Origin of the sequence: Achromobacter sp. MYb9 (assembly GCF_002975275.1) — a bacterium.
Classification (GTDB): Bacteria; Pseudomonadota; Gammaproteobacteria; order Burkholderiales; family Burkholderiaceae_B; genus Achromobacter.
This window is the reverse complement of sequence record NZ_PCOQ01000040.1, coordinates 1-25,276: the sequence shown is the minus strand read 5'-3', so window position 1 is coordinate 25,276 and position 25,276 is coordinate 1. Positions and strand designations below refer to the sequence as shown.

The 25,276-nt window shown below is 66.9% G+C and carries 25 protein-coding genes; 20 read left to right on the top strand and 5 right to left on the bottom strand.

Going from position 1 to position 25,276, the window contains the following annotated elements; all coding sequences use genetic code 11:
• The first annotated feature begins 171 nt into the window (after positions 1 to 171).
• The 7 genes from CQ050_RS29855 (at position 172) to CQ050_RS29825 (ending at position 7,997) form a co-directional block, all read left to right on the top strand.
• Positions 172 to 2,523, top strand: coding sequence for a bifunctional salicylyl-CoA 5-hydroxylase/oxidoreductase (locus CQ050_RS29855; protein ID WP_105560454.1), 2,352 nt, complete (start codon positions 172 to 174; stop codon positions 2,521 to 2,523).
• Complete coding sequence (locus tag CQ050_RS29850) at positions 2,520 to 3,311, top strand: SDR family NAD(P)-dependent oxidoreductase (protein WP_105560453.1); 792 nt, start codon at positions 2,520 to 2,522, stop codon at positions 3,309 to 3,311. Before CQ050_RS29855 ends, CQ050_RS29850 begins: the two co-directional genes overlap by 4 nt.
• A 43-nt stretch (positions 3,312 to 3,354) precedes the next feature.
• On the top strand, positions 3,355 to 4,212 hold the full coding sequence (locus tag CQ050_RS29845) for an enoyl-CoA hydratase family protein (RefSeq protein ID WP_105560452.1): 858 nt from the start codon (positions 3,355 to 3,357) through the stop codon (positions 4,210 to 4,212).
• A 2-nt stretch (positions 4,213 to 4,214) separates the two neighbouring features.
• The gene (locus CQ050_RS29840; RefSeq protein ID WP_105560451.1) at positions 4,215 to 5,384 is read left to right on the top strand and encodes an acyl-CoA dehydrogenase family protein; all 1,170 of its coding nucleotides are present in this window, start codon (positions 4,215 to 4,217) and stop codon (positions 5,382 to 5,384) included.
• Between the two features lie 66 nt (positions 5,385 to 5,450).
• Positions 5,451 to 7,091, top strand: coding sequence for an AMP-binding protein (locus tag CQ050_RS29835; RefSeq protein WP_105560450.1), 1,641 nt, complete (start codon positions 5,451 to 5,453; stop codon positions 7,089 to 7,091).
• Positions 7,092 to 7,112: 21 nt separating this feature from the next.
• Positions 7,113 to 7,538, top strand: a complete 426-nt coding sequence (locus CQ050_RS29830) for a thioesterase family protein (RefSeq protein ID WP_105560449.1) — start codon at positions 7,113 to 7,115, stop codon at positions 7,536 to 7,538.
• A gap of 51 nt (positions 7,539 to 7,589) precedes the next feature.
• Positions 7,590 to 7,997 (top strand): RidA family protein, encoded by a 408-nt coding sequence (locus CQ050_RS29825; RefSeq protein WP_105560448.1) that lies wholly within the window; start codon positions 7,590 to 7,592, stop codon positions 7,995 to 7,997.
• A 12-nt stretch (positions 7,998 to 8,009) separates the two neighbouring features.
• On the opposite strand, the gene CQ050_RS29820 is transcribed toward CQ050_RS29825, so the two are convergent.
• The gene (locus tag CQ050_RS29820; RefSeq protein ID WP_105560447.1) at positions 8,010 to 8,990 is read right to left on the bottom strand and encodes an AraC family transcriptional regulator; all 981 of its coding nucleotides are present in this window, start codon (positions 8,988 to 8,990) and stop codon (positions 8,010 to 8,012) included.
• 229 nt (positions 8,991 to 9,219) lie between these two features.
• Here CQ050_RS29820 and CQ050_RS29815 point away from each other — a divergent pair, with 229 nt between their 5' ends.
• From CQ050_RS29815 to CQ050_RS29790, 6 genes are read left to right on the top strand one after another with little or no spacing between them, the layout of a single operon-like run.
• Positions 9,220 to 10,398 (top strand): ABC transporter substrate-binding protein, encoded by a 1,179-nt coding sequence (locus tag CQ050_RS29815; RefSeq protein WP_105560446.1) that lies wholly within the window; start codon positions 9,220 to 9,222, stop codon positions 10,396 to 10,398.
• Between the two features lie 47 nt (positions 10,399 to 10,445).
• Positions 10,446 to 11,690 (top strand): dienelactone hydrolase family protein, encoded by a 1,245-nt coding sequence (locus CQ050_RS29810; RefSeq protein WP_105560445.1) that lies wholly within the window; start codon positions 10,446 to 10,448, stop codon positions 11,688 to 11,690.
• Between the two features lie 9 nt (positions 11,691 to 11,699).
• The gene (locus CQ050_RS29805; RefSeq protein WP_105560444.1) at positions 11,700 to 13,043 is read left to right on the top strand and encodes an aromatic ring-hydroxylating dioxygenase subunit alpha; all 1,344 of its coding nucleotides are present in this window, start codon (positions 11,700 to 11,702) and stop codon (positions 13,041 to 13,043) included.
• Positions 13,034 to 13,567 carry an aromatic-ring-hydroxylating dioxygenase subunit beta gene (locus CQ050_RS29800; RefSeq protein ID WP_105560443.1) on the top strand — a complete coding sequence of 178 codons (534 nt, stop codon included), beginning with the start codon at positions 13,034 to 13,036 and terminating at the stop codon, positions 13,565 to 13,567. Before CQ050_RS29805 ends, CQ050_RS29800 begins: the two co-directional genes overlap by 10 nt.
• Positions 13,567 to 14,175: a cysteine hydrolase family protein gene (locus tag CQ050_RS29795; protein WP_105560442.1), complete on the top strand. Its 609-nt coding sequence runs from the start codon at positions 13,567 to 13,569 to the stop codon at positions 14,173 to 14,175. Before CQ050_RS29800 ends, CQ050_RS29795 begins: the two co-directional genes overlap by 1 nt.
• A gap of 13 nt (positions 14,176 to 14,188) precedes the next feature.
• A complete protein-coding gene (locus CQ050_RS29790; RefSeq protein ID WP_105560441.1) occupies positions 14,189 to 14,995 on the top strand; it encodes an SDR family oxidoreductase in 807 nt (268 codons plus the stop codon).
• Positions 14,996 to 15,016: 21 nt separating this feature from the next.
• Here CQ050_RS29790 and CQ050_RS29785 read toward each other — a convergent pair whose 3' ends face one another.
• On the bottom strand, positions 15,017 to 16,786 hold the full coding sequence (locus tag CQ050_RS29785) for a DUF342 domain-containing protein (RefSeq protein ID WP_105560440.1): 1,770 nt from the start codon (positions 16,784 to 16,786) through the stop codon (positions 15,017 to 15,019).
• Positions 16,787 to 17,027: 241 nt separating this feature from the next.
• On the opposite strand from CQ050_RS29785, the gene CQ050_RS29780 reads away from it, so the two are divergent.
• A complete protein-coding gene (locus tag CQ050_RS29780; RefSeq protein WP_105560439.1) occupies positions 17,028 to 17,780 on the top strand; it encodes a lytic transglycosylase domain-containing protein in 753 nt (250 codons plus the stop codon).
• 61 nt (positions 17,781 to 17,841) lie between these two features.
• Here CQ050_RS29780 and hemL read toward each other — a convergent pair whose 3' ends face one another.
• The 3 genes from hemL to CQ050_RS29765 are packed head-to-tail and all read right to left on the bottom strand — an operon-like array spanning position 17,842 to position 20,596.
• A complete protein-coding gene (gene hemL, locus CQ050_RS29775) occupies positions 17,842 to 19,119 on the bottom strand; it encodes a glutamate-1-semialdehyde 2,1-aminomutase (RefSeq protein ID WP_105560438.1) in 1,278 nt (425 codons plus the stop codon).
• A 5-nt stretch (positions 19,120 to 19,124) separates the two neighbouring features.
• A complete protein-coding gene (gene thiE, locus CQ050_RS29770; RefSeq protein WP_105560437.1) occupies positions 19,125 to 19,790 on the bottom strand; it encodes a thiamine phosphate synthase in 666 nt (221 codons plus the stop codon).
• Positions 19,787 to 20,596 carry a hydroxymethylpyrimidine/phosphomethylpyrimidine kinase gene (locus CQ050_RS29765; protein WP_105560436.1) on the bottom strand — a complete coding sequence of 270 codons (810 nt, stop codon included), beginning with the start codon at positions 20,594 to 20,596 and terminating at the stop codon, positions 19,787 to 19,789. Before CQ050_RS29765 ends, thiE begins: the two co-directional genes overlap by 4 nt.
• A 156-nt stretch (positions 20,597 to 20,752) precedes the next feature.
• Between CQ050_RS29765 and CQ050_RS29760 the strand changes: the two genes are divergently transcribed.
• From CQ050_RS29760 to CQ050_RS29735, 6 genes are all read left to right on the top strand, one after another.
• Positions 20,753 to 20,917 (top strand): rubredoxin, encoded by a 165-nt coding sequence (locus CQ050_RS29760; protein ID WP_003814980.1) that lies wholly within the window; start codon positions 20,753 to 20,755, stop codon positions 20,915 to 20,917.
• Positions 20,918 to 21,070: 153 nt separating this feature from the next.
• A complete protein-coding gene (locus CQ050_RS29755) occupies positions 21,071 to 21,658 on the top strand; it encodes a YqgE/AlgH family protein (protein WP_105560435.1) in 588 nt (195 codons plus the stop codon).
• Positions 21,651 to 22,052: a Holliday junction resolvase RuvX gene (ruvX, locus tag CQ050_RS29750; protein WP_105560434.1), complete on the top strand. Its 402-nt coding sequence runs from the start codon at positions 21,651 to 21,653 to the stop codon at positions 22,050 to 22,052. Before CQ050_RS29755 ends, ruvX begins: the two co-directional genes overlap by 8 nt.
• Before the next feature lie 21 nt (positions 22,053 to 22,073).
• Positions 22,074 to 22,997: an aspartate carbamoyltransferase gene (locus tag CQ050_RS29745; RefSeq protein ID WP_105560433.1), complete on the top strand. Its 924-nt coding sequence runs from the start codon at positions 22,074 to 22,076 to the stop codon at positions 22,995 to 22,997.
• Positions 22,994 to 24,304 carry a dihydroorotase gene (locus tag CQ050_RS29740; protein ID WP_105560432.1) on the top strand — a complete coding sequence of 437 codons (1,311 nt, stop codon included), beginning with the start codon at positions 22,994 to 22,996 and terminating at the stop codon, positions 24,302 to 24,304. Before CQ050_RS29745 ends, CQ050_RS29740 begins: the two co-directional genes overlap by 4 nt.
• On the top strand, positions 24,301 to 25,044 hold the full coding sequence (locus CQ050_RS29735) for a 1-acyl-sn-glycerol-3-phosphate acyltransferase (protein ID WP_105560431.1): 744 nt from the start codon (positions 24,301 to 24,303) through the stop codon (positions 25,042 to 25,044). Before CQ050_RS29740 ends, CQ050_RS29735 begins: the two co-directional genes overlap by 4 nt.
• Positions 25,045 to 25,276 lie beyond the last annotated feature (232 nt).

Below are 25,276 nucleotides of genomic sequence, written 5' to 3'. Positions count from 1 at the left end.
GTCCTCCCCAACCCTGTCCCCATTTCCCCAAAGATCTACTAGCTTTCCCCCATTTGCGATCCCCCCACTTCAGGTATATATTTCAAGCCTAAACTATCCAGACCTAAATATCCGCGGCGCCCCGCTCCAGATAAACGAGCGACTGTCGCGTACCTCGGAGCATATACGGCAATGAAAATAGTCTGCATCGGCGGCGGTCCCGCCGGCCTGTATTTTGGTCTGCTGATGAAATTGCAGAACCCCGCGAACGAGATCACCGTCATCGAACGCAACCGGCCCTACGATACGTTCGGCTGGGGCGTCGTGTTCTCTGACGCCACCATGCAGAACCTGCGCGAAGCAGACCCCGTTTCCGCCCAGACCATTGGTGACGCGTTCAACCATTGGGACGACATCGACATCCACTTCAAAGGCCGCAGCATTCGCAGCAGCGGCCACGGCTTCATCGGCATCGGGCGCAAGAAACTGCTGAACATCCTGCAGGCGCGGTGCGAAGACGTCGGCGTCAAGCTGGTGTTCGAGAACTTCGTCCAGGACGACCAGGCCATTGCCCGCGAATACGACGCCGACCTCGTCATCGCCTCCGACGGCATCAACAGCCAGATCCGCACCCGCTACGCCGACACCTTCCACCCCGACATCGACCAGCGTCGTTGCCGCTTTGTCTGGCTCGGCACCAAGAAAGTGTTCGACGCCTTCACCTTCGCCTTCGTGCAGACCGAGCACGGCTGGTTTCAGGCCCACGCCTACCGCTACGAAGATGGCATGTCCACCTTCATCGTGGAAACGCCTGAAGAGACCTGGCAGGCCGCCGGCATCGAACAGATGAGCCAGGAAGAGGGCATCGCCTATTGCGAAAAGCTGTTCGCGCCCTGGCTTGATGGCAATGCGTTGATCAGCAACGCCTCGCACCTGCGCGGTTCGGCCATCTGGATCCGCTTCCCGCGCGTCATCTGCAACACCTGGGTCCACTGGAACACGCTGGAAACCGCCCGCGGCCAGCGCCGCGTGCCCGTCGTGCTGATGGGCGACGCCGCCCATACCGCCCACTTCTCCATCGGCTCTGGCACCAAATTGGCGCTGGAGGACTCCATTGAACTGGCGCGCTGCCTGAGCGGCGCCGAGGGCAGCGTGGAACACGGCTTGCAGCACTACGAAGAAGTGCGCAGCGTGGAAGTGCTGAAGATCCAGAACGCGGCCCGCAACTCCACCGAATGGTTCGAGAACGTCGAACGCTACGCAGAACTGGAACCCGAGCAATTCGCTTATTCGCTGCTGACCCGTTCACAGCGTATCTCGCACGAGAACCTGCGCCTGCGCGATCCCGCCTGGCTGGAAGGCTTTGAACGCTGGATCGCGGAACGCGCCGGTGCGCAGGCGGCGCCGGGCAAGCGTCCGGCCATTCCGATGCTGACGCCCTACCAGGTGCGCGGCGTGCGCCTGAAGAACCGCATTCTGGTGTCGCCGATGGCCATGTATTCCTGCCAGGACGGCGTGCCGGGCGACTTCCATCTGGTTCACCTGGGCGCGCGCGCCATGGGCGGGGCAGGGTTGGTCATGGTTGAAATGACCTGCGTGTCGCCCGACGGCCGCATCACCCCGGGCTGCCCGGGACTGTGGAACGACGAGCAGACGCAGGCCTTTGCCCGCATCGTGAGTTTCGTGCACGGCAACAGCGATGCCCGCATCGGCGTGCAGCTGGGCCATGCCGGCCGCAAGGGCTCGACCCAGCTTGGCTGGCAGAAGATCGACCACCCGCTGGCCGAAGGCAACTGGCCGCTGCTGTCGGCGTCGGCCTTGCCCTACATCGACGGCGTGTCGCAGACGCCGCGCGCCATGACGCGCGCCGACATGGACCAGGTGCGCGACAACTTCATCGCCGCCGCCCGCCGTGCAGCGGAAGCCGGTTTCGACTGGCTGGAACTGCACTGCGCGCACGGCTACCTGCTGTCCAGCTTCATTTCGCCGCTGACCAACCACCGTGAAGACGAATACGGCGGCAGCCTGGAAAACCGCCTGCGCTTCCCGCTGGAAGTCTTCCATGCCGTGCGCGCCGTCTGGCCGCAAGACAAGCCCATGTCGGTGCGAATTTCCGCCAGCGACTGGGTCGAAGGCGGCATTACCGCCGACGACGCGGTCGAGATCGCCCGCCACTTCAAGGCCGCCGGCGCCGACATGATCGATTGTTCGTCGGGCCAGGTCAGCAAGGAAGAAAAGCCCGTCTACGGCCGCATGTTCCAAACCCCGTTCGCCGACCGCGTGCGCAACGAAGCCGGCATTCCCACCATCGCGGTGGGCGCCATCTTCGAGGCCGACCACGCCAACGGCATCATCGCATCCGGCCGTGCCGACCTGTGCGCCCTGGCGCGTCCCCATCTGGCCGACGCCTCCTGGACGTTGCGCGAAGCGGCGCGGGTCGGCTACACCGACGTGGCGTGGCCCAGCCAGTACTTTGCCGGCAAGCGCCAGCTGGAAACCAACTTTGAACGCGCCGCCGCGATGGCGCAACTGGATATCAAATGACGACAACCCCGCAACCCCTCGCCGGACGCCACGCGCTGGTGACGGGCGGCGCCCGCGGCATCGGCCTGGCCAGCGCGCGAGCGCTGCTGGCGCGCGGCGCGCGCGTCACGCTGCTGGGCCGCGACGGCCCCTCGCTGGACGCCGCCGCCGACAGCCTGGCCAGCCTGGGCCAGGTGCAGACGGTCAGCGCGGACATTGCCGACGAAGCGTCGGTGCGCGCGGCGTTCGCGCAAGCCGAGGTGACGTTCGGCCCGGTGCTGGTGCTGGTGAACAACGCCGGGCAGGCGGTCAGCCAGCGTTTTGACCGCACCGATACCGCGCTGTGGCAGCAGATGCTTGCCGTCAACCTGACCGGCACGTTCCACTGCATCCAGGCCGCGTTGCCGGGCATGCTGCAGGAAAAATGGGGGCGGGTGATCAACGTGGCCAGCACGGCTGGCCTGATCGGCTACGGCTACGTCAGCGCCTATTGCGCCGCCAAGCACGGCGTGATCGGCCTGACCCGGTCGCTGGCGCTGGAAACCGCGCAAAAGGGCGTGACCGTGAATGCGGTGTGCCCGGGCTATACCGAAACCGACATCGTGCGCGGCGCGGTCAGCAACATCGTGGACAAGACCGGCATGACGCCGGAAGCCGCCCGGGCCAAGCTGGCCGAGCGCAACCCGCAGGGCCGCCTGGTGCAGCCCGAGGAAGTGGCCGAGACGGTCGCCTGGCTGGCGTTGCCGGCTTCCGCGTCCATCAATGGCCAGGCCATCGCCGTGGACGGCGGCGAAGTGATGACCGGCTGAGGCCGGGACGTCCCATCAACCCAGGATAACGAACGGAGACACCATGAGCACCCAGTCCGAAGAGCACACCATGAAGCACCACAAGCGTCCGCTGGCCGGCTACCAGGCCAGGACGTTCCTGTGGCAGGTGTCGGCCGACGGCAAGATCGGCACGGTCACCTTGAACCGGCCGGAACGCAAGAACCCGTTGACGTTCGATTCCTACGCCGAACTGCGCGACCTGTTCCGTTCGCTGGTGTACGCCACCGACGTCAAGGTCGTGGTGGTGACGGGCGCGGGCGGCAACTTCTGCTCGGGCGGGGACGTGCACGAGATCATCGGGCCCCTGACCAAGATGACCATGCCTGAACTGCTGGACTTCACTCGCATGACGGGCGACCTGGTCAAGGCCATGCGCGCTTGCCCGCAGCCCATCGTGGCCGCGGTGGACGGCGTTTGCGCCGGCGCCGGTGCGATGGTGGCGCTGGCCGCCGACATGCGCCTGGGCACCCCGGCCGCGCGCACGGCGTTCCTGTTCACGCGGGTGGGCCTGGCCGGCGCCGACATGGGCGCCTGCACGCTGTTGCCGCGCATGATCGGCCAGGGCCGTGCATCCGAACTGCTGTATACCGGCCGCGCCATGACGGCGGACGAGGGCGCCAGCTGGGGCTTTTTCAATGCCCTGCACGATTCGGCCAAGCTGGGCGAGGCTGCCCAGACGCTGGCCGCGCAATTGGCCGCTGGCCCCACGTTCGCGCACGGCGTCACCAAGAAACTGCTGCACCAGGAATGGAACATGGGCGTGGACGAGGCCATCGAGGCCGAAGCCGAGGCCCAGGCCATCTGCATGCAGACCCGCGATTTCCATCGCGCCTACGAGGCCTTCGTGGCCAAGCAAAAGCCGGTCTTCGAGGGGAACTGATGATGCGTGACGCAAGCTGGCTGGACTGGCCCTTTTTCGACGACGCGCACCGCAAGCTGGCGCACGAAGTCGATGCCTGGTGCGAAGCCTCGTTGGGCGACGTCGACCATCACGACGCCGATGCGGCCTGCAAGAAGCTGGTCAAGGCCATGGGCCAGGCCGGTTGGTTGCGCTACGCGGTCGCGGGCGGCCCGGGCGGCGCGTGGGGCGGCGCATTGCCGGAAGTCGATTCCCGCGCCGTCTGCATCCTGCGCGAAACGTTTGCCCGCCATGAGGGCCTGGCCGATTTCGCATTCGCGATGCAGGGCCTGGGCAGCGGCGCCATTTCGCTGATGGGATCGGACGCATTGCGTCAGCGCTACCTGCCGCGCGTGGCAAGCGGCGACGCGATCGCCGCCTTCGCGCTGTCCGAACCGGACGCCGGCTCGGACGTGGCGGCGTTGTCGTGCGAGGCCAGGCTGGACGGCGACCACTATGTGCTGAACGGCGCGAAGACCTGGATCTCCAACGGCGGCATCGCCGATTTCTACGTCGTCTTCGCCCGCACCGGCGAGGCGCCGGGCGCGCGCGGTATCAGCGCCTTCGTGGTGGATGCGGACGCCGCAGGCTTCGCGGTCAGCGAGCGCATTGAATTGATCGCGCCGCATCCGCTGGCCACGATCACGTTCGACAACTGCCGCGTGCCGGTGTCGCATCGGCTGGGCGATGCGGGCCAGGGGTTCAAGCTGGCCATGATGACGCTGGACATCTTCCGCGCATCGGTGGCGGCGGCCGCGCTGGGCTTTGCCCGCCGGGCGCTGGACGAAGGCCTGGCGCGCGCCAAGTCGCGCCGCATGTTCGGCCAGACGCTGGCCGATCTGCAACTGACGCAAGCCGCGCTGGGCGACATGGCGACCGCCATCGACGCCTCGGCGCTGCTGACGTATCGCGCCGCGTGGATGCGCGACGTGCAAAAGCTGCGCACCACGCGTGAAGCGGCGATGGCCAAGATGACGGCCACGGAATCGGCGCAGACCGTGATCGACCGTGCTCTCCAGATGTTCGGGGGCGCGGGGGTGGTGTCGGGGATGCCGGTGGAGAAGCTTTACAGGGAAATCAGAGCGCTGCGTATCTACGAAGGCGCCACCGAAGTGCAGAAGTTGATCATCGCCCGTGAATTGCTGAAGGCGTAAAGGGCCATCGAGCCCTGGCCATTCCGCAACGCCAACCACACCGCACCGCATAGCAAGGGGAATTTTATGGAAAGCTCCGCCCACATCGACACTTTCGCCCGGGACAATCTGCCCCCGGGCGACCAATGGCCCGAGTTCCTGCTGGACGGCCCCGACGTGGCCTATCCAAAGCGGTTCAATTGCGCCGTCGAGCTGGTCGACGCCATGGTTGGCCGCGGCTTCGGCGAGCGCGTCGCGCTGCGCTGGCGCCAGGACGGCAAACCCGCCGCGATGACTTACCGGGAGCTGGCTGCGCTGACCAACCGCATCGCGCGCGTGCTGACCGAAGACATGAAGCTGGTTGCCGGCAACCGCCTGCTGCTGCGCGGGCCGAACAATCCGATGATGGCCGCCGCCTGGCTGGCGGCGATCAAGGCGGGCCTGGTGACGGTGCCCACGATGCCGCTGCTGCGCGCCAAAGAGCTAAAGCAGATCATCGAGAAGGCAGAGATCCAGGCGGTGCTGTGTGACGCCCGCCTGAAGGACGAAGCCCAGTTTTGCGCGCAGCCCGGCCACGAACACCATTGCGCCGGCCTGTCGCAGATTTTGTATTTCAATGACGCCGCGCCGGACGCGCTGGACGCATTGGCCGCGGCCAAGCCGGACGACTACACGGCTTGCGACACGGCGGCCGACGACGTGTGCCTGATTGCGTTCACCAGCGGCACCACGGGGGCGCCCAAGGGCTGCATGCACTTTCACCGCGATGTGCTGGCGATGTGCGACCTGTTCCCCAAGCACGTCATCAAGCCGGGGCCGGACGACATTTTCTGCGGCACGCCGCCGCTGGCATTCACGTTCGGCCTGGGCGGCTTGCTGTGCTTCCCGCTGCGCGTGGGCGCCAGCACGGTGCTGGCCGAAAAGCTGACGCCCGAAAGCCTGCTGGAATTGATCCAGGACTTCCGCGCGACCATCGTTTTCACCGCGCCCACGTTCTACCGCCAGATGGCGGCATTGGTCGGCAAGTTCGACCTGTCGTCGCTGAAGAAGAGCGTGTCGGCCGGCGAGGCCTTGCCGGACGCCACCCGCCAACTGTGGAAGCAGGCCAGCGGCATCGAGATGATCGATGGCATCGGCGGCACGGAAATGATCCACGTGTTCGTGTCCAGCCCGCCGGAGTCGGTCAAGCGCGGCGCCATCGGCAAGGTGGTTCCGGGTTATGTGGCGCAGGTGGTGGACGACGACATGAAGCCGGTGCCCAACGGCACGGTGGGCCGTCTGGCCGTCAAGGGGCCGACGGGCTGCCGCTATCTGGCCGACGAACGCCAGCGACGCTTCGTGCAGCAGGGCTGGAACCTGCCGGGCGACACCTTCATGCAGGACGATGAAGGCTATCTGTTCTACCAGGCGCGCAACGACGACATGATCGTGTCCGCCGGCTACAACATCGCCGGCCCGGAAGTCGAAGACGCGCTGCTGCGCCACGAAGCCGTGGCCGAATGCGGCGTGGTCGGCGCCCCATGCGACGAACGCGGCCAATTGGTCAAGGCGTTCGTCGTTCTCAAGCCGGGGTACACGCCCAGCGATGAACTCGTGGCGGCGATGCAGACTTTCGTGAAGGCCAGCATCGCGCCCTACAAATACCCGCGCGCGATCGAATTCGTGGCGGCGTTGCCCCGTACCGAGACGGGCAAGCTGCAACGTTTCGCGCTGCGCAAGATGGCTTGAACAGGTAACCGGGAAATCACCATGGCCGCTCCTTTCACCAGCCAGGTAGAAGTCCGCTTCCGTCATTGCGACCCGGCGGGCATTGTCTTCTACCCGCGCTATTTCGAAATGATCAACGACTTTGTCGAGGAATGGTTCGACAAGGGGATGGGGCTGCCGTTCCACGCCCTGCACGTCGAGCGCCACATCGGTACGCCGATGGCGTCGGTGACGTGCGACTTCAGCGCGCCCAGCCGCTGGCACGAGCGCTTGCGCCAGACGCTGGAAGTGCAGCGCATCGGCGGAGCGTCGTTCAAGGCGCTGGTGCGGTTCGAAGGGCCCGATGGCCAATTGCGGTTGTCGGCGACGCTGACGATCGTGACCGTGGATCTGCGGACGATGAAGTCGATGCCGATGCCTGCGGACCTGCGGGAACGCATGCACGATTATCTGGCTGGCGCGGCGTAAGCGGCGCGGGCCACCCTGTAGTTTGTTTTCTTAAAAATAGGATGAGACGTTATGAAGATTCTGCAACCGCCGGATTGGATGGCGCCCCGGGGCTATTCGAATGGCGTGCTGACCGAAATGACGGTGGGCAGCAAGCTCGTGTTCGTTGGCGGGCAGGTAGGGTGGAATGGCCAGCAGCAGTTCGAGTCGGATGATTTGGCGGACCAGGTTCGCCAGACGCTGTCGAACATCGTGGCGATCCTGGCCGAGGGCGGCGCGAAGCCCGAGCATATTGTCCGGATGACGTGGTATGTCACCGACAAGGACGAATACGTGGCGGCCTATCCGGCTATCGGCAAACACTACCGGGAGTTCATCGGCCGGCATTTCCCGGCGATGACGGCGGTGGAAGTGGCCGATCTGGTGGAGGACCGGGCGAAGGTGGAAATTGAAGTGACGGCGGTGGTGCCCGCCGCCTGATTTTCCGGCGCCTTACGCGCGCCGCGTTTCTCTCGGTAGTTCGCCGAAGCGTTCCCGGTAGTACTCCGAAAACCTCCCCAAATGCCCAAAGCCCACGGCCAGCGCGACTTCGGTCACGCTGGCGGCCTGGCCTGCCTTCAGCTTTTGCCTGGCCGTGTCCAGCCGCAGCGCCCGTAGCGCGTTCATGGGGGTCGTGTCGCGGTGTTCCTGGAACAGACGCGTCAGGGCGGTGGCGCTGGCGCCGGCGTGGCGGGCGATGTCGGTCAGGGTGAGGGGGGCGGACAGGTGGTCGCGCATGTAGGTTTCGGCCAGCGTCAGGCGGCGGGGGATGGACGGGGCCGGACCGGCCTGCGACTGCCAGGTGTTGGGCTGGTTATACAGCAGGTGCAGGATCAGGCTGTCTTCCATGTGGGCAAGCCAGGCCGCGGGAGGGCGCGGAGCGCCGTCATCCAGCGTGGGCAAGAGGTGGATCAGGGCGCTCATCATGCTGCGCCACACCGCGCCGATGGGCGTGTCCAGGCGTAGCGCGGGGCTGAAGTCCAGCGGACGGACCGCGGCGTCGCCGAAAGCGCGTTGGCCAATGGTTTCCAGCTTGTCGCGGGGAATCTTCAGCAGCAGTTGCTCGCAGCCGCTTTCCCAGTGCAGCCGCAGCGGGCGGTTGGGAGCGATGACGGCGGCGCAATCGGGGTTGGCGTCGACGCGTTCATCGCCGCATTCAATGCAGGCACGGCCGCGCAGCGGCACCTGCACCAGCATGAAGTCTTTCAGGCGGTCGGGTTCGATGTGGACTTCGGCGCCGTAGCGCAACGTACAGAAGGTCAGTGAACCGAACCGGCCCCGATTCAGTTCGGCATCCACGCGCCCGCCTTTCCAGGTCAGTCGGTGTTCCTTCAGCGTTTCGGACACGAGCGTGCGGGTCTCGTCTTGCTGGGTGGAGCTGAACACGCGCCGTTTCAGCAAGGGCGCAAGCGTGAGTCGGGACCAGCCGTGCATGGGTGCCTCCGGGACGGGAACGCTCCCGTATCTGTGGCCAGAGTAATTTAATCGTCCCGGGTTGGGAATTAAGTGAATCCCGGATAAAACTGACCATATTCGGATAGAGCGGGGCGGCCTGTCGGCATACGCTGGGAGGCGGCAAGGATCGGCAGCACGCATGAACCGACGACAGACGGGTTCTGTCAGCTTTCCGCCAGCGTGGCTGGCGGTGGAAACGGGGTGGCTCATGAATCGAAATCTCTGGAGCCGGCGCGCGCTGGCGGCGCTGGTCTGCATGGCAGCCGCAGCGGGGGCCTCGGCGGCCGACAAGGTCAAGGTGGGCTTGCTGACGACGCTGTCCGGACCGGGTTCGGCGCTGGGCAACGAGATCCGGGACGGTTTCAATCTGGCGTTGCAGCATACGGGCGGCAAGCTGGGCGGACTGCCGGCGGAAGTGGTGGTGGCCGACGATCAGCAAAAGGCGGACACGGGCCGTCAGGCCGTGGAGCGTCTGCTCAAGCGCGACCGCGTGGACATCATGACGGGCATCGTGTTTTCGAACGTGTTGCTGCCGGTGATGCCGGCGATCTTGCAGTCGGGCACGATCTATCTCAGCACCAACACCGGGCCGGAAAACTACGCCGGCGCGGGCTGTAATCCGAATTTCTTCGCGGTGGCGTGGCAAAACGAAGACATCCCCGCCGCCATGGGCAAGTACGCCGCCGACCAGGGCTATAAAAGCGTGGCGTTGATCGCGCCCGACTATCCCGGCGGCCGCGAGTCGCTTAACGGATTCAAGCGCCTGTACAAGGGCGGCCTGTCCGAAGAGATCTACACCCAGCTTGGCCAGTTGGACTATGGGGTCGAGATCACGCGGTTGCGCGCCAGCAAGCCCGACGCGGTGTTCTTCTTCCTGCCCGGCGGCATGGGGGTGAACTTCATCAAGCAGTTCAACGGCGCGGGCCTGTCGAAAGACATCGCGTTGCTGGCGCCCGGCTTCTCGGGCGACGAGGACACGATCGCGGCGGTGGGGGCGCCCATCCAGGGGCTGCGCAATACCTCGCAGTGGGCCGCCGACCTGGACAACCCGGCCAACCGCAAGTTCGTCGAAGACTTCAAAAAGACCTACAACCGCAGCCCGACGCTGTACGCCTCGCAGGGCTATGACGCGGCCATGCTGCTGGATAGCGCCGTGCGCCAGACGGGCGGCAAACTGGAGGCGGACGCGTTGCGTCCGGCCTTGCGGCGCGCGGACTTCAAGTCGGTGCGGGGCGATTTCAAATTCAACCGCAACCAGTATCCGATCCAGAACTACTACCTGCGCGTCATCGAGGCGGGCGCGGACGGCAAGCTGGCCAACAAGCTGACGGGCACGGTGCTGACGCAGTACCAGGACCCCTTCGCCGCTTCGTGCCAGATGAAGTAGGGCGGCCCGTTTCACGCGATACGCATCACGCATTCAAGGAGAACCGCATGACCCTGAACATCACGACGCGCGAGCTCACGATTGCCTCGCACGATGGCAAGTCCTTTAGCGCCTACCTGGCCGTGCCGGCCGCGGGCCACGGCCCCGGCCTGGTGCTGTGCCAGGAGATCTTCGGCGTCAACGATTTCATGCGCCGCGCGGCGCAGTTGCTGGCCGAAGAAGGCTATGTGGTGCTGGTGCCCGACCTGTTCTGGCGGCAGCAGCCCGGCATTCAGCTGACCGACGGCCCGGCCGACATGCCACGCGCGTTCGAGCTCTACCAGGGCTTCAATGTCGAGCTGGGCGTGAAAGACATCGCGTCCACGATCGCCGAGCTGCGCAAGTTGCCCGAGCAGCAGGGCGGCGTGGGCGTGCTGGGCTATTGCCTGGGGGGCAAGCTGGCTTATCTGGCCGCCTGCCGTACCGATGTGGACGTGGCCGTGGGCTACTACGGGGTGGGCATCGAAGACTGCCTGGAAGAGGCGTCCGCGTTGCGGGGACGGCTGGTGCTGCACATCGCCGAGCAGGATGGCTTCTGTCCGCCCGCGGCGCGCCAGCGCATCCTGGAGGCGCTGGGCGGCAAGCCGGGCGTGGAACTCTATGTGTATCCCGGCATGGATCACGCGTTCGCACGCACTGGCGGCGACCACTACGACAAGCCGTCCGCCCTGATGGCGCACCAGCGCAGCATGGCGGCCCTGCAGCGCGCCATTGGCCCAGAGTTCGATTATTCGGCCTTGTGGGACAAACACTGTGAATATGAATTCGGCACGCGCGACGTGGCGGCCACCATGGCCACGATGGTCGCCGAACCCTATGTAAACCATATCCCGACGATGACGGGCGGCGTGGGCCACAAAGAGCTGTCGCGCTTCTATCAGCACCATTTCGTCAACAGCAATCCGCCCGACACGCGCCTCATCCCGCTGTCGCGCACCGTGGGCGCCACGCAGATCGTGGACGAACTGCTGTTCTGCTTCACGCACACGACCGAGATCGACTGGCTGCTGCCCGGCGTGGCGCCGACCGGCCGGAAGGTGGAAATTCCGCTGATCGCCATCGTGAAGTTCCGCGGCGACAAGCTCTATCACGAGCACATCTACTGGGACCAGGCCAGCGTGCTGGTGCAGGTGGGCCTGCTGGACCCCAAGGGCCTGCCCGTCGCGGGCCGTGAAACCGCCGCGAAACTGCTGGATGAGACCCTGCCGTCCAACACGCTGATGGCGCGTTGGAAAGACAGCGAGCACAAGTAGGAGGGCGACATGTCTTACTCGCAAGAACAACTGGCCGCGATGGTGCGCGGCGACAGCGTGCACCGCGGCGTCTACACCGACCCCGCCATCTTCGACCTGGAGATGCAGCGCATCTACGGCCAGGCCTGGATCTACGTGGGCCACGAAAGCCAGGTGCCCAAGACGGGCGACTACCACACCACCCGGCTGGGCGACCAGGACGTGCTGATGGTGCGCGCCACCGACGGCAATGTGCACGTGCTGTACAACCGCTGCCCGCACAAGGGCGCGAAGATCGTGGCCGACGGCGAGGGCTGCGTGGGCAAGTTCTTCCGTTGCCCCTACCACGCCTGGACCTTCAAGCTGGACGGCAGCCACCTGGGCGTGCCGCTCAAGCAAGGCCTGGAAGGCACGTCCTATGATCCGGCGGACGCGTCGTTTTCGATGCGCCGGCTGGCGCGCGTGGAAAGCTATCGCGGGTTCGTGTTCGCCAGCCAGGCCAAGGCAGGGCCGGCGCTGACGGATTTCCTGGGCGGCGTGCGGTCGTCCATCGACAACCTGTGCGACCGTTCGCCGGTGGGCGAGGTCGAGGTCGCAGGCGGCATCTTCCGCGTGATGCAGCGGTCAAACTGGAAGGTGTTCTACGAGAACCTGCACGACACGATGCATGCTCGCGTGACCCATGAATCGTCCTACGCCGCGGCCCGTGACGAGGCCAAGGAGATGGGCGAAATGCCGCTGGAGCTGCACATCATGGACGGCAACGGCGAACCCTACGAATTCTGGGAAAAGCTGGAATTGCGCGCCTACGACAACGGTCATGGCTACATGGAAGGCATCTTCAACCCCGGCGCCGCCGAGCGCGATCCGGTGTCGCGCGCGCACTTCGAGACGCTGACGGCCGCCTACGGCGAGGAACGCGCCCGCGAGATCCTGGGCATGAACCGCCACAACACGGTGATCTACGGCAGCGGCTCGCCGCATACCGTGTTCCAGCAGTTCCGCGTGATCCGCCCGATCGCCGTGGACCGGACCTTGATCGAAATCCAGACCTTTCGCTGCAAGGGCGCTCCGGACGGCGTGTTCAAGCGCGCCATGCTGTATGCCAACGTCATCAATTCGCCGTCGTCCAACGTGATGCCGGACGATATCGAACTCTATAACCGCTGCCAGGAAGGCAACGCCACGCGCGGCGGCGAATGGGTCAGCATGCATCGCTACCACGGCAGCGATCGCAGCGACGCCGACGGCATGGTGTCCGTCAATGGCACTAGCGAATTGCCCATGCGCAACCAGTTCCGCGCCTGGAAGACCTACATGGAAGCCGGCGCGGCGTCGAACGCGCCCGCCACGGGAGAAGGCCCATGCTGCTAGACCTGGATTTCGACGTTGCCACCACCGGTTTGTCGCCAGCCGACGTGCCGGCGGACGCCTATCACCGCATCGCCCAGTTCCTGTACCGCGAGGCGCGGCTGCTGGATGAACGGCGCTATGACGACTGGCAATCGCTGTGGACGCCGGACGGCATGTACTGGATGCCGCGCGTGCCGGGCCAGCAAAGCCCATACGACCATATTTCGCTGTTCTGGGAAGACCGCATGTTGCGCGACGTGCGCATCCGCCGGCTGGAGCATCCCCGCAACTGGTCGCAGCAGCCGCCTACGCGCAGCGTGCGGTTGGTGGGCGGCGTGCAGGTCGAAGGCGTGGACGCAGGCGGCAACCTGGTGGTGCATTCCGCGTTTCAGATGACCGAATGGCGCAAGCGTCAGCCGCGCCAGCTGGCGGGCCGGTACACCCATAAGCTGGCTGCCGAGGGCGACAGCTGGCGACTCCGCATGAAGCGCGTGGACCTGGTCAACTGCGACGACGCGCACGACGTGTTCGAGGTGTTCGTGTGATGGAATCGGATGCCGCAGTGCTGGCGCTGCACTACCAGAACGACGTGTTGCATCCCGACGGCAAGATCCGTGTCGGGTTGGACGCCGACAGCGGCGCGCGCCAGCGCCTGCTGGACAACGCCGCCGCCCTGCTGGACGGCGCGAGGGCGCGGGCGCTGCCTATCGTGCACGTGCGCATTGCCTTCCGGCCCGATTACGCCGACCTGCTGCCCAACTGCGCGATCTTCCGCAATGTGGCGACGATTGGGGCGGTGCCTGAAGGCCAGTGGGGCAGCGCGTTCTACGAGGGCCTGCAGCCGCTGGCCGGCAGCCCGCGTGAATTCGTCGTGAAGCACACCCGCATCAGCGCGTTCTATGGCACGCCGCTTGAAGAAACGCTGCGCGTGATTGGCGCGCGCCGGTTGGTCGTGGCCGGCGTGGCCACGCATTCCGTCGTGGAGGGCACGGTGCGGCATGCCGCCGACATCGGCTTCGAGGTGATGGTGGCCGAAGATGCTTGCGCGTCGGCGGACGAAGCCGTGCACCGGGCGTCGCTGGCCAGCATGCGCTTGATTGCGCAAACCGGCTCGGTGGCGGAGGCTGTGCGCTGGGCCGCCGCGCCGCATTGATCAAGGACTATCCATGGACTTTTCAGGTTTTCCCGGCTTGGCCGGCAAGACGGCCATCGTGACCGGCAGCACGCAGGGCCTGGGCGCCGATATCGCGCGCGGCCTGGCCGCGGCGGGCGTCAATGTGGTGCTGGTCGGGCGTAATGCGCAGGCGGGCTTGGCGCTTCAGCAGGAACTGGAGGGCCGGGCGTTGTTCTGCGAGACCGACATCGGCGAAGACAGCCAGATCCAGCGTTGCATTGATGCCGCGCTGGCGCGCTTTGGCCGGCTGGATGTGCTGGTCAACAACGCTTGCCAGTACGCGGACCGGGGGCTGGCGTCTTCGCGCGCGGAATGGCACAGCACGCTCGATACGAATCTGGTGTCGGCCGCGATCTTCACGCAATTGGCGGCGCCGCACTTGCCGCGCGGCGGCGTGGTCGTGAACCTGGGCAGCACGGGCGGCAAGTTCGGCGCGGCCGGGCGCGCCCTGTATCCGGCATCCAAAGCGGCGCTACTGCAGATCACCAAGAATTTCGCGGTGGAACTGGCGCCGGCCGGCGTGCGCGTGCTGGCGGTGTCGCCGGCCTGGACGTGGTCGCCTTCAGTTGAACAGTTGTCGGGCGGCTCGCGAGAGGCGGCCGACGCGGTGGGGGCGCATTTCCATCCGCTGGGCCGTGTGGGGTCGGGCAGCGAAATCGCCGCCGCGGTTTGCTTCGCGTGTTCGGATGCGGCGTCGTGGATGACGGGTGTGGATATTCCGGTGGACGGCGGATTCTCCATCCTGGGACCCGACCGCGGCATTTCGCCACGGGTCTGGTTCAAGGAACTGGCGCCCTGACCGGCGTTGCCGGCGGCACGGTCAGCGGATGACGATTTCGCCTTCTTCCAGCCCGGCTTTGCCGCCGACCTGGTCTTCCAGGAATTCCTGCATCTTGTTGCCCAACTGAATCTTCGCGCCGCTGCAAAAGCGCCGCGTCGCCGTGATGACGGCGGTGTGCAGCGGCTGCAGGTCGCGAACCAGTTGCGCTTCTTCCGCGTCCAGCGCCAGCAGGTCGCCGCTGAGCTTGCCGTGGGTGTTGCGAGCACGTTCCACCACGTCGCCGGGGGCGCGCTGAGGGTTGGCCTTCAGGAACATCAGCAGTTGTTCCAGTTTGGCTTTTTCCTCGTTCATTTTCAGGCGCTTGCGCGTCAGCGCGGAACGCTTGATGTCGGCATGCGGGTCCAGCCCGGCCTGCACCATCGTCGGAATGCCCGACGGCGAACCGATGGTGCCGGCGCGCACGGCGTTCAAGGCGCGGGTCTGTCCGCCGGTGATGGCGCTTTGCTGCGTGTTGGGCGGGCCAACCAGCACGCTGCCGCCAGCGGCGATGCTGCTCTGCCGGATCTCGCGTTCCACTTCCACGTCCTGCCCCGCGCTGATGATCGCGTTCTCGATGAACTTTGCTTTCAGCGCGCCGCCACAGACGATGTGGGCGGTGCGGGCGGTGGCGGCCGCGTCCTGCAAGGCTTCGGCCATGCCGATGATGCCGCCTTTGACGGTCACGCTGCCGCCGGCTTCCACCAGCGCGGCCTCGATGGTGCCGTTGACGACCACGTCGCCCGTCACGCGGACTTCCATGGTGGCGGCGATGTCGCCGCGCACTTGCAGCGACCCTTCAAACGTGATGTTGCCCGTGGACAGGTTGACGGCGTCGACTTCCACCATCGGGTTCACCTGCACGCCCTGGCTGATCAGCTTGGGCGTGCCGGCGATGGTGGCGCGCAGCAGCAGCGGATCTTCGGGGTCGACTTCCACGCCCGAGATGTCCTTGGAAAAGGGCGTATCGGGCATTTCGTCCGGCAGGACGGGTTCGCCCAGCACGTTGGTGCCGTCCACGCCAGGCAGCGGAGGCACCCGGCGCATCAGCGGCGTGCCGGGCGACACCAGCAGCAGGCTGCCCAGGTCGCGGTAGTCCACCTGGGCCAGTTCGTCGATTTCCTGCGCGCGCGGCTTCAGGCGGTCCAGCAGGCTTTCAAAGCGCGTCGGCGTGCCGCGCGTGGGGGGCGTGCCTTGAGCGATCACCACGGTGGCGGCGCGGCCCTGTTCGATGGCATCGGCCATGGCCTGTGGCAGCACGCCATGCACGATGCCGCGGTCGGCGACGGCGTGGGACAGCGCGTCCAGGGTCACGGGCTGGCCGCCTTTGGGCGGGTGCAGGGTCAGCAGCGCGGTCATGCGGGTGGGGTCGAGTTCCAGCTCGAATGAGCCGTCCACCACCTGCCCCACGGGGAATTGCACGGGCTCGACGGCACTGCGGCACCGGTCGATGAAGGCCAGCACGGCGTGGTTGTCCAGCGCGTCGGCGCTCCAGCCTTGCGCGACGACGGTGGCGGCAAGCGTGTCCCAGCTGGGCAGGTCCAGGTTGACGACAGGGGCGACCTCGGCGGTGACTTCCGCGTTGGCCTCCGGTTCAAGGGCGGCCTGGTCGCTGGCCGTGTCGGCCGCACCGGGGGCCTCGATAGCCTCGGCGGCGGGGGCGCCATCATCCTCCGCGGGCGCCACGGCGGGGCGGGGCGGCGGCGTATAGATGGCCGTCAGGACGTTGGTATTGGCGTCCAGCACCAGCTGGAGCGTGTTTTCTGCGTCCATCTCAGCCTCTCCTGCCTGGTGCTCGTCGGCTGCCAGGTTCATTCATTTGGTAAATAAACGAAATATTGCGACATATTCTATAGTAATCGTCCGACGTATGCCGTAGTTTCGGCCCTGTTTTACATAGGGAAATCGAGTGTTGGCGCCGGACTAGGGCGAAGGGCCGAGCGACAAACGCGGTTCATCGCCGCAGCATAGGGGCTCGCCAACCCGTCTTCGGACGCCGCCTCCGCCCCGCCCCATGCGCCAACATCCCTTTCCCCTCTTGCCTGCCTTGCGCGCCTTCGCGGCGCGGGGCGCAGGCATGGCGGCGATGATGGCCTTGGTGGCGGGTGCGCTGGCGCTGGCGCCCGCCCGCCCCGCCCAGGCCAGCGAGGTCTACCGCTACAAAGATCCGTTCGGCGTCTGGCGCGCCATGAAGGTGCCCACGGGCTATGCCAAGTATTACAAGCGGGCGCAGGCCCGTACGGCGTGGCGGGGCAATGGCATCAAGGCCTGCCTGGACTGTCCGCCTCGGGCCGGTGACGGCGCGCGGTTGAGCGCGCTTGCGCCGACCTCGCGGGCCTTGCGCTGGGGCGACGCCAAGCCGTCCACCGCCCACGACGGGCTGATCGCTCGTGCGGCGCAGGACTCGGGGGTGGATGGGGCCTTGCTGACGGCCGTTATCGCCATCGAATCGGGGTTCCGCAGCGACGCGCGGTCGCCCAAGGGGGCGCTGGGCCTGATGCAGCTGATGCCGGCAACGGCGGCTTCGGTGCTGTCGGTGGACGATATCGAGCGCGCGCTGGTGGATCCGGCGACGAACGTGCGGGCAGGGTCGCGCCACCTGCGCCGGCTGATCGACCAGTACCCGGGCCGTCTGGACCTGGCGCTGGCCGCCTACAACGCGGGGGAGGGGGCGGTGCGCAAGTACGACGCCGTGCCGCCCTATGCGGAAACCCAAGCCTATGTCAGGGACGTGACCGCCCTGTACGAGCGCTACAAAGCGCCCTGAGCCGCCATGTGCCGGCCGGGCGTCGGCTCAGGGGGCCCCTATAAGCCGGCGCGCCCGCCGCTTACATCGCGGCGAAGACCTTTTCGGCAATATCCAGCGTGGACGTGATCACGGCGTCATCGTGCGTGGCCGAGACGAAGCCTGCTTCGAACGCGGACGGCGCGAAGTGCACGCCGTGGTCCAGCATGGCGTGGAAGAAGCGATTGAACGCCGCGGTGTCGCACGTGGAGACTTCCGCGAACGAGGTCGGGACCTGGTCGCGGAAGTAGATGCCGAACATGCCGCCCACGGAATCGGCCGAGAAGGCCAGCCCGGCGGCGCGCGCGCGTTCTTGCAGCCCTTGGGCCAGCTTTGCGGTCTGGGCCGACAGCTTGTCGTAGAAGCCGGGTGCCGCGATCAGGCGCAACGTGGCCAAGCCGGCGGCAACCGCCACCGGGTTGCCCGACAGCGTGCCGGCCTGATACACGCCGCCCAGCGGGGCGATGTGTTTCATGATCTCGGCGCTGCCGCCGAAGGCGCCCACCGGCATGCCGCCACCGATGACCTTGGCCAGCGTGGTGATGTCGGGCTTGACGCCGGTCAGGCCCTGCACGCCCTGGGGGCCGACGCGGAAACCGGTCATCACTTCGTCGAAAATCAGCAGCGCGCCGTGTTGCGTGCAGACCTCGCGCAGGCCTTCCAGGAAGCCCGCCGTCGGCTTGATCAGGTTCATGTTGCCGGCTACCGGCTCGACGATGATGCAGGCGATGTCGTCGCCATGCTGGGCGAAGGCCTGGCGCACGGCGTCCAGGTTGTTGAATTCGAGCGTCAGCGTGTGCGACACGAATTCCGGCGGCACGCCGGCCGAACTGGGGTTGCCGAAGGTCAGCAGGCCGGAACCGGCCTTGACCAGCAGGCTGTCCGAATGGCCGTGATAGCAGCCTTCGAACTTCACGATCTTGGCGCGGCCGGTGGCGCCGCGCGCCAGGCGGATCGCCGTCATGGTGGCTTCGGTGCCGGAACTGACCAGGCGCACTTGCTCCAGCGAGGGCAGGCGCGAAATCAGCACTTCGGCCAGTTCGATTTCGGCTTCGGTGGGCGCGCCGAACGACAGGCCGTTGACCGCGGCTTCCTGCACCGCGCGCACCACTTCAGGGTGCGAATGGCCCAGGATGGCGGGGCCCCAGGAGCCCACGTAATCGATGTACTGCTTGTCGTCCGCGTCCCATACGTACGGGCCTTGCGCGCGCTTGATGAACCGCGGCGTGCCGCCGACGGAGCGGAAAGCGCGCACGGGCGAGTTGACGCCGCCGGGGATGCTGCGGCAGGCGCGTTCGAAAAGCTGTTCGTTACGGGACATGGCGTTCAAGGCTTGCGGTTGGGGTTGACGATAAAGGGCGCGGAGCAGGCCGCGGCGGCGGCCCGGATGCTGGGCGCTTCGAAAAGTGCGGTGATGACGGCCACGGCGTCGGCGCCCGCCTGGGCCACCAGCAGGGCGTTGTCGGGCGTGATGCCGCCGATGGCGACCACGGCGGGCCGAGGCGCGTCGCGCTCTTCGACCAGGCGGCGGGCTTCGGTCAGCACCGACAGGGGCGCGCGCACGGTGTCCGGCTTGACGGTCGAGGCGAACATCGCACCGAAGGCGATGTAGTCGGCGCCGGCATCCAGCAGTTCGCGGGCGCGGGCCAGGTCGTCGTAGCTGGAGCCGCCCAGGATCAGGTCGGGGCCGGCTTCGGCGCGGATGCGCGCCAGGCTTTCGTCTTCGCGGCCGACGTGGGCGCCGTCGGCGCCGACGTCCAGCGCCAGACGCCAGTCGTCATTGATCAGGAACACGACGCCCAGTTCGCGGCATAGCGGCGCCAGCGCGCGGGCCTGCTCGGCACGCACCGCGTCGGGCACGTTCTTGCGGCGCAACTGCAGCGACCGCATGCCGCCCTCGGCGGCTTTGCGCACGGCCTGCATCAGGCGATCGGTATCGTCCCATTCAGGGGTGACGCCATACAGGCCGGCGGGAAAACGCAGCGGTTTCATTGCGGTTGGATCCGGTTGGGGATGCGCCGGCCCATGCCCGGCAGGAAGCTGGCGGCCACCGAGGCGTCGGCATGCGCCAGGCCCTGGCGCACGGCTTCGGGCATTTCCAACCCGCGCGCCAGCATGGCGGTGATGGCAGTGGCGGCCAGGCCGCCGGCGTCGCCGTTGCGGTCCGGGGGCGCCTGCCACGGCCAGGTATGCGTCTGGCCGCTGGGACCCAGCAGCACGTTGGCGTAATGGCCGGGGCGTTGGGGGCTACCCAGCACCAGCACCCATTCCGCCCCGGCCGCCACCAGGGCGTGCATGGGCGTCGGTGCGTCCCCGATATCGATGTCGCCATCGGCATGCCACTGGGCCAGGCGCAGGTGTTCGATGACCAGCAGGTCGGTCTGTGGCAGCACCAGTTCCAGGGTGGCGGCCAACAGGTCGTCGGCGTCGTCCTCGTCGGCGGCGTCCACCGGCAAGGGCGCGCGCTGGCCCAGGTGCAGCACCAGCGGAACCTGGCTGTAGTCGGCGGCGACCTGGGCGGCCACGCTTGCCGTTTCAGCGGTGTATAGTCCGCCCACCTTGATCGCCTGCACGGACATGTCTTCCAGCAGGCAACGGGCCTGATCGTCCAGCATGTCGGGCGAAACAGGATGGATTTCTTCGATGCCGGCAGTGTCCTGCACGGTCAGCGCGGTAATGGCCGCCAGGCCGTGACAGCCCAGACGGGCGCAGGTGACGGCGTCCGCGGGCAAGCCGTCGGATCCCGAGGGATCGAGCGGGCCGAAGACCAAAACGAGAGGGGGAGTAACGGGGGCCACGTGGACAGCGCTTGAGTGAGGGTGCCCGGACTCATTTTGAGGTGAATCAGGGGAACCCCTATTGGGTTTCGGTAAGATTGTCCCCATTCTAATGGAAGCCCCCCACCTTTGCCCCGCCACGGGGATGAAGGCCGGGAATTGATGTAAGAGAGAACTATGCGTACTTGGATGTGTCTGATTTGTGGCTGGGTCTATGACGAAGAAGCCGGCCTGCCCGACGAGGGCATTGCTCCTGGCACCCGCTGGGAAGACGTGCCGCCGAACTGGGTCTGTCCCGAATGCGGCGCCCGCAAAGAGGACTTTGAATTGATGGAAATCTGAACCCGATCCGCTGACCTATTCCGCCAGGGCTCGTACGATGGGGCAAGCCCCCATCCCTCGTAACCGCAGGACGGTCTGCCACCAGGCAAGCAGGGCCGCGCATGGCGCGCGCCCCGTCCTCGGTTCTTTCAGACTACCCATGAAGGGGTTGCCATGACGGAAAAACACCACGAAGCCGCCTCGACGCAGGCGGCCAACTTTGCCAATCAGTTCCTGATCGCCATGCCGGGCATGGTCGAGGGCAGCTTGGCCGGTTCTGTCATATACGTATGCGAACACACCGAGCGCGGCGCGCTGGGCCTGGTCATCAACCGGCCCACCGACCTGACGCTGGGCACGCTGTTCGAACGCATCGAGCTGACGCTTGAAATCGGCCCCATCAAGGACACGCTGGTGTTCTTCGGCGGCCCGGTGCAGACCGACCGCGGCTTTGTGCTGCACGCACCTGCGGGCGACTACAGCTCCAGCATCAAGATGGGCGCGATGGCGCTGACGACTTCCCGCGACGTGCTGCAAGCCGTGGCCGACGGCAACGGGCCCGCCCGCATGCTGGTCACGCTGGGGTATGCCGGCTGGGGCGCCGGGCAACTGGAAAGCGAAATGGGCCAGAATGCCTGGCTCAGCGTGGGCGCCGACGACCACATCATTTTCGATGTGCCTCCCGAAGACCGCTATCCGGCCGCATTGAAGCTGCTGGGCATCGATCCGGTCATGCTGGCGGGCGACGCGGGCCATGCCTGAAGAGACCCTGCTTGGTTTTGACTTCGGCGAAAAGAAGATCGGCATCGCCATCGGCAACACGCTGACGCGCCAGGCGCGTCCGCTGGAAATCATCTTCAGCGAAATCCGCGACGCGCGTTTCGGCCGCATCGCGGCGCTGCTGCAAGAATGGCAGCCCCACCGCGTGATCGTGGGGCTGGCGCTGGACGCCGATGGCGGTGAGCAGCCGGCCACGGCGCGTTGCCGGCGCTTCGCCAACCAACTGCACGGCCGCTTCGGCATCGCCGTCGAACTGGTCGACGAACGCGGCTCCAGCATGGAGGCCCAGCGCCTGCTGGGCACGCACGCGGCCGACGACGCGATGGCCGCGGCTGTTATCCTGCAACGATACCTCGACACCCTGCCTGCGTCCTGAAGCACGCGGCCCGGCCTGCCTATGCTCAATCCGCAACTTGATCGCCGCGGCGAACTCATTCATCTGCTGACAACGGAAGGGTTGCCACGGCGCCATGTCGAGCGCCTGCTCGACGCGGCGTGCATGCTGGCCGAGAACGCGGCCCCGGCCGCCGCGCCGCTTCCCGTTTTTCTATCCCTGCCCGACGACCCCGCGTGCCGCGACGCCTACGCCGAGGCGGCCGCGCGCCTGTCCCTGCTGCCTGTCGTCCTGGACGCGCCGGGGGCGGATGCCCAGGCGGGCGACGCACTGGCCCGGACGGTGGCTGGCCTGGCGCCGGGCGTGCTGGTGCTGCGCCATGCGGCAAGCGGCGCGGCCCATTGCGCGGCCGCGCATGCCGCGCCGGGCCTGCGTGTCGTCAGTGCCGGCGATGGCTGGCATGCGGACCCGCTGCCGGCGCTGGCGCTGGTGCAAGCGATGCGCGACATCAAGCAAGACCTGACCCATCTGGCCGTGACGCTGCTGGGCGATATCCGCCATTCGCCGGTGGCGCGCTCGGTGATCCACGTCATGACCACCCTGGGGGTGCCCGAAGTGCGCGCCGTCGCGCCGCGCACCCTATTGCCGGACAACCTGCCGCAACTGGGCGTGCGCGCGTGCGCGACGCTGCAAGAAGGTTTGCAGGATGCCGATGTGATCATCGTCCTGCCCCTGGACGTCGAACGGATCAGCGGCGCGCTGCTGCCGTCCGCACGGGAATACGCCCAGATTTACGGGCTGACGCCCGCCGCGCTGGCCGCCGCCAAGCGCGATGCGCTGCTGCTGCCGGCCGGCGCGTTGACCCCTGGCGTGGAAGTGGATGGCGACGTGGCCGCCAGCCTGCCGCCCATCGAGGCGCACTTGGCCGGGCAGCTTCAGTGCTTGCGCGTGGCCACCCTCCACGTACTGACGGGAGACGCGCCATGAGGCTGCACATTGCAAACGGCCGCCTGATCGACCCCGCCAACGGCGTGGACGGGCGGCATGACATTTACACGGCCGATGGCCGCGTGGTGGCCGTTGGGGCGGCGCCGGACGGCTTTCAAGCCGACCGCGTGCTGGATGCCGACGGCCTGGCCGTGCTGCCGGGCCTGGTCGATCTATCGGCCCGGGTCTTGCAGCCCGCCGGGGCAGGCGGCGTGGCCACGGGCGCCGCCTTCGCGCCTGCGGAGCTGCGCGCGGCGCTGGCCGGCGGCGTGACGCGCCTGGTGCTGCCGCCGGAGCCCGACGCCGCGCTGGATGAGCCGGGCAAGGTCGACGCGCTGATGCGCCAGGCCGACGCCGGGCAGGCTCGCATCCATCCGCTGGGCGCGATGACCGTAGGGTTGGCAGGTGAAACGCTTGCGGAAATGGGCCTGCTGGCCCGGGCGGGCTGCATCGCTTTTTCGCAGGGCGAGCAAGGCGTTGCCGACACGCGGGTGCTGTGGGGCGCGATGCGCTACGCCAGCGGGTCTGGCCACACCTTGTGGCTGCGCCCGCAAGATCCGTGGCTTGCGCGCGGCGCGGTCGCTGCCAGTGGCGCCTACGCCGAACGTCTGGGGCTGGAAGGCCTGCCGCCGGAAGCCGAGACCGTGGCGATGCAGACGATTTTCGAACTTCAGCGCGCGACCGGCGCCCGCGTGCATCTGACCCGCCTGTCCACCGCGGCGGGGCTTGCGCTGCTGCGGGCGGCCAAGCGGGAAGGGCTGCCCGTGACCGCCGACGTGTCCGCCCACAACCTGCACCTGACCGACGTCGATATCGGCTTTTTCGATACGAATTTCCATCTATCGCCGCCGCTGCGCGGCCAGCGCGACCGCGACGCCATCCACGCGGCGCTGGCCGACGGGCTGGTCGACGCGTTGTGCTCGGACCATACGCCGGTTGATGCCCGGGGCAAGGCGGCGCCGTTCCCGGCGTCGGCGCCCGGCGCGACGGCGTTGGAGTTGCTGCTGTCGCTGACGCTGAAATGGGTGCGCGACCGCCGCCAGCCCGTGGTTGATGCATTGGCCCGCGTGACATCGGGCCCGGGAGCCGTGCTGGCCCGGCTGACGCCGGACGCCGCGCAGGCGGGCCAGTTGGGCGTGGGCGCGCCGGCGGACCTATGCCTGGCCGACCTGGACGCCGAATGGCTGGTGATGCCGGCAGCGCTGCAAAGCCGCAGCGTCAGCACCCCGTTCGCGGGTATGATGCTGCCCGGTCGGGTACGCGCCACCGTGGTCGGTGGCCGGCTGGCCTGGGAGACTTCAGTTTGAAGCTGCTGCGCTTTGTCTTACGGCTGGCACTGGTGCTGCCTTTGATTGTTTTCGGCCTGTTTTGCGTAGGAGCGGTCTACCCTTTCCTGCGGCCAACATCCCGTGCATGGCTGAACCGTACGTGGTCGCGGGCGTTGATGGCGGCCTGTGGGCTGCGGGTCGTCTTCAAGGGCGAGCCGCGTCTGACGGGGCCGGTGCTGATGGTGGCGAACCACGTTTCCTGGATTGATATCTTCGTGCTGAACTCGGCGCGGGCGACGTCGTTCGTGGCCAAGAGCGAGATCCGCGGCTGGCCGGTGATCGGCTGGCTGGTGGCGGGGGCGGGCACGCTGTTCATCGAACGCGGACAACGCCACGCGGTGCACGCGATGGGAGAGTCGATGCAGGTGCGCTTCAAGCAGGGCGACGCGGTCGGCTTGTTCCCGGAGGGCACGACGAGCGAAGGCTTCGATCTTCTTCCTTTCCACGCAAGCCTGTTCGAGCCGGCGCGTTCCGCTGCAGTAGAAATCCAACCCGTGGCGTTGCGGTTTTTGCGCGATGGCAAACGTGATGGATTCGCGGCGTTCATCGGCGAAGAGAGCCTGGTGGCAAATCTCTGGCGCGTGATGGGAACGACGGGGCTGTCTGTCGAAGTGGTGTTCTTGCCTGTGTTGCCGGCAAGGCATGCAGACGGGAGTTTGCCGACGAGGCTGGAGCTGTCGCATCAGGCTCGAGATGCGATTCTTGAGGTGCTTACTTAAGTGGTTCTTTAGGGCTACTTATGTGATTTTTGTGATGGGTGGCGAGGGCGTCGTTGGTGCTTGGGGCTTCGTAGGACGCTCGCCGCCGGGGTCGGGTGGGTGGCGCGCGCCCACGATTGCGGTCCGGAGCCTTCGCTCCGGACGTCCCCGTCGTCATCTTCGTCCAGGCCTGCGGCCTTCCCTTCAGATTCCCTCGGGCGCATCAAGGTTGCGCGCCACCCACCCGACCCCG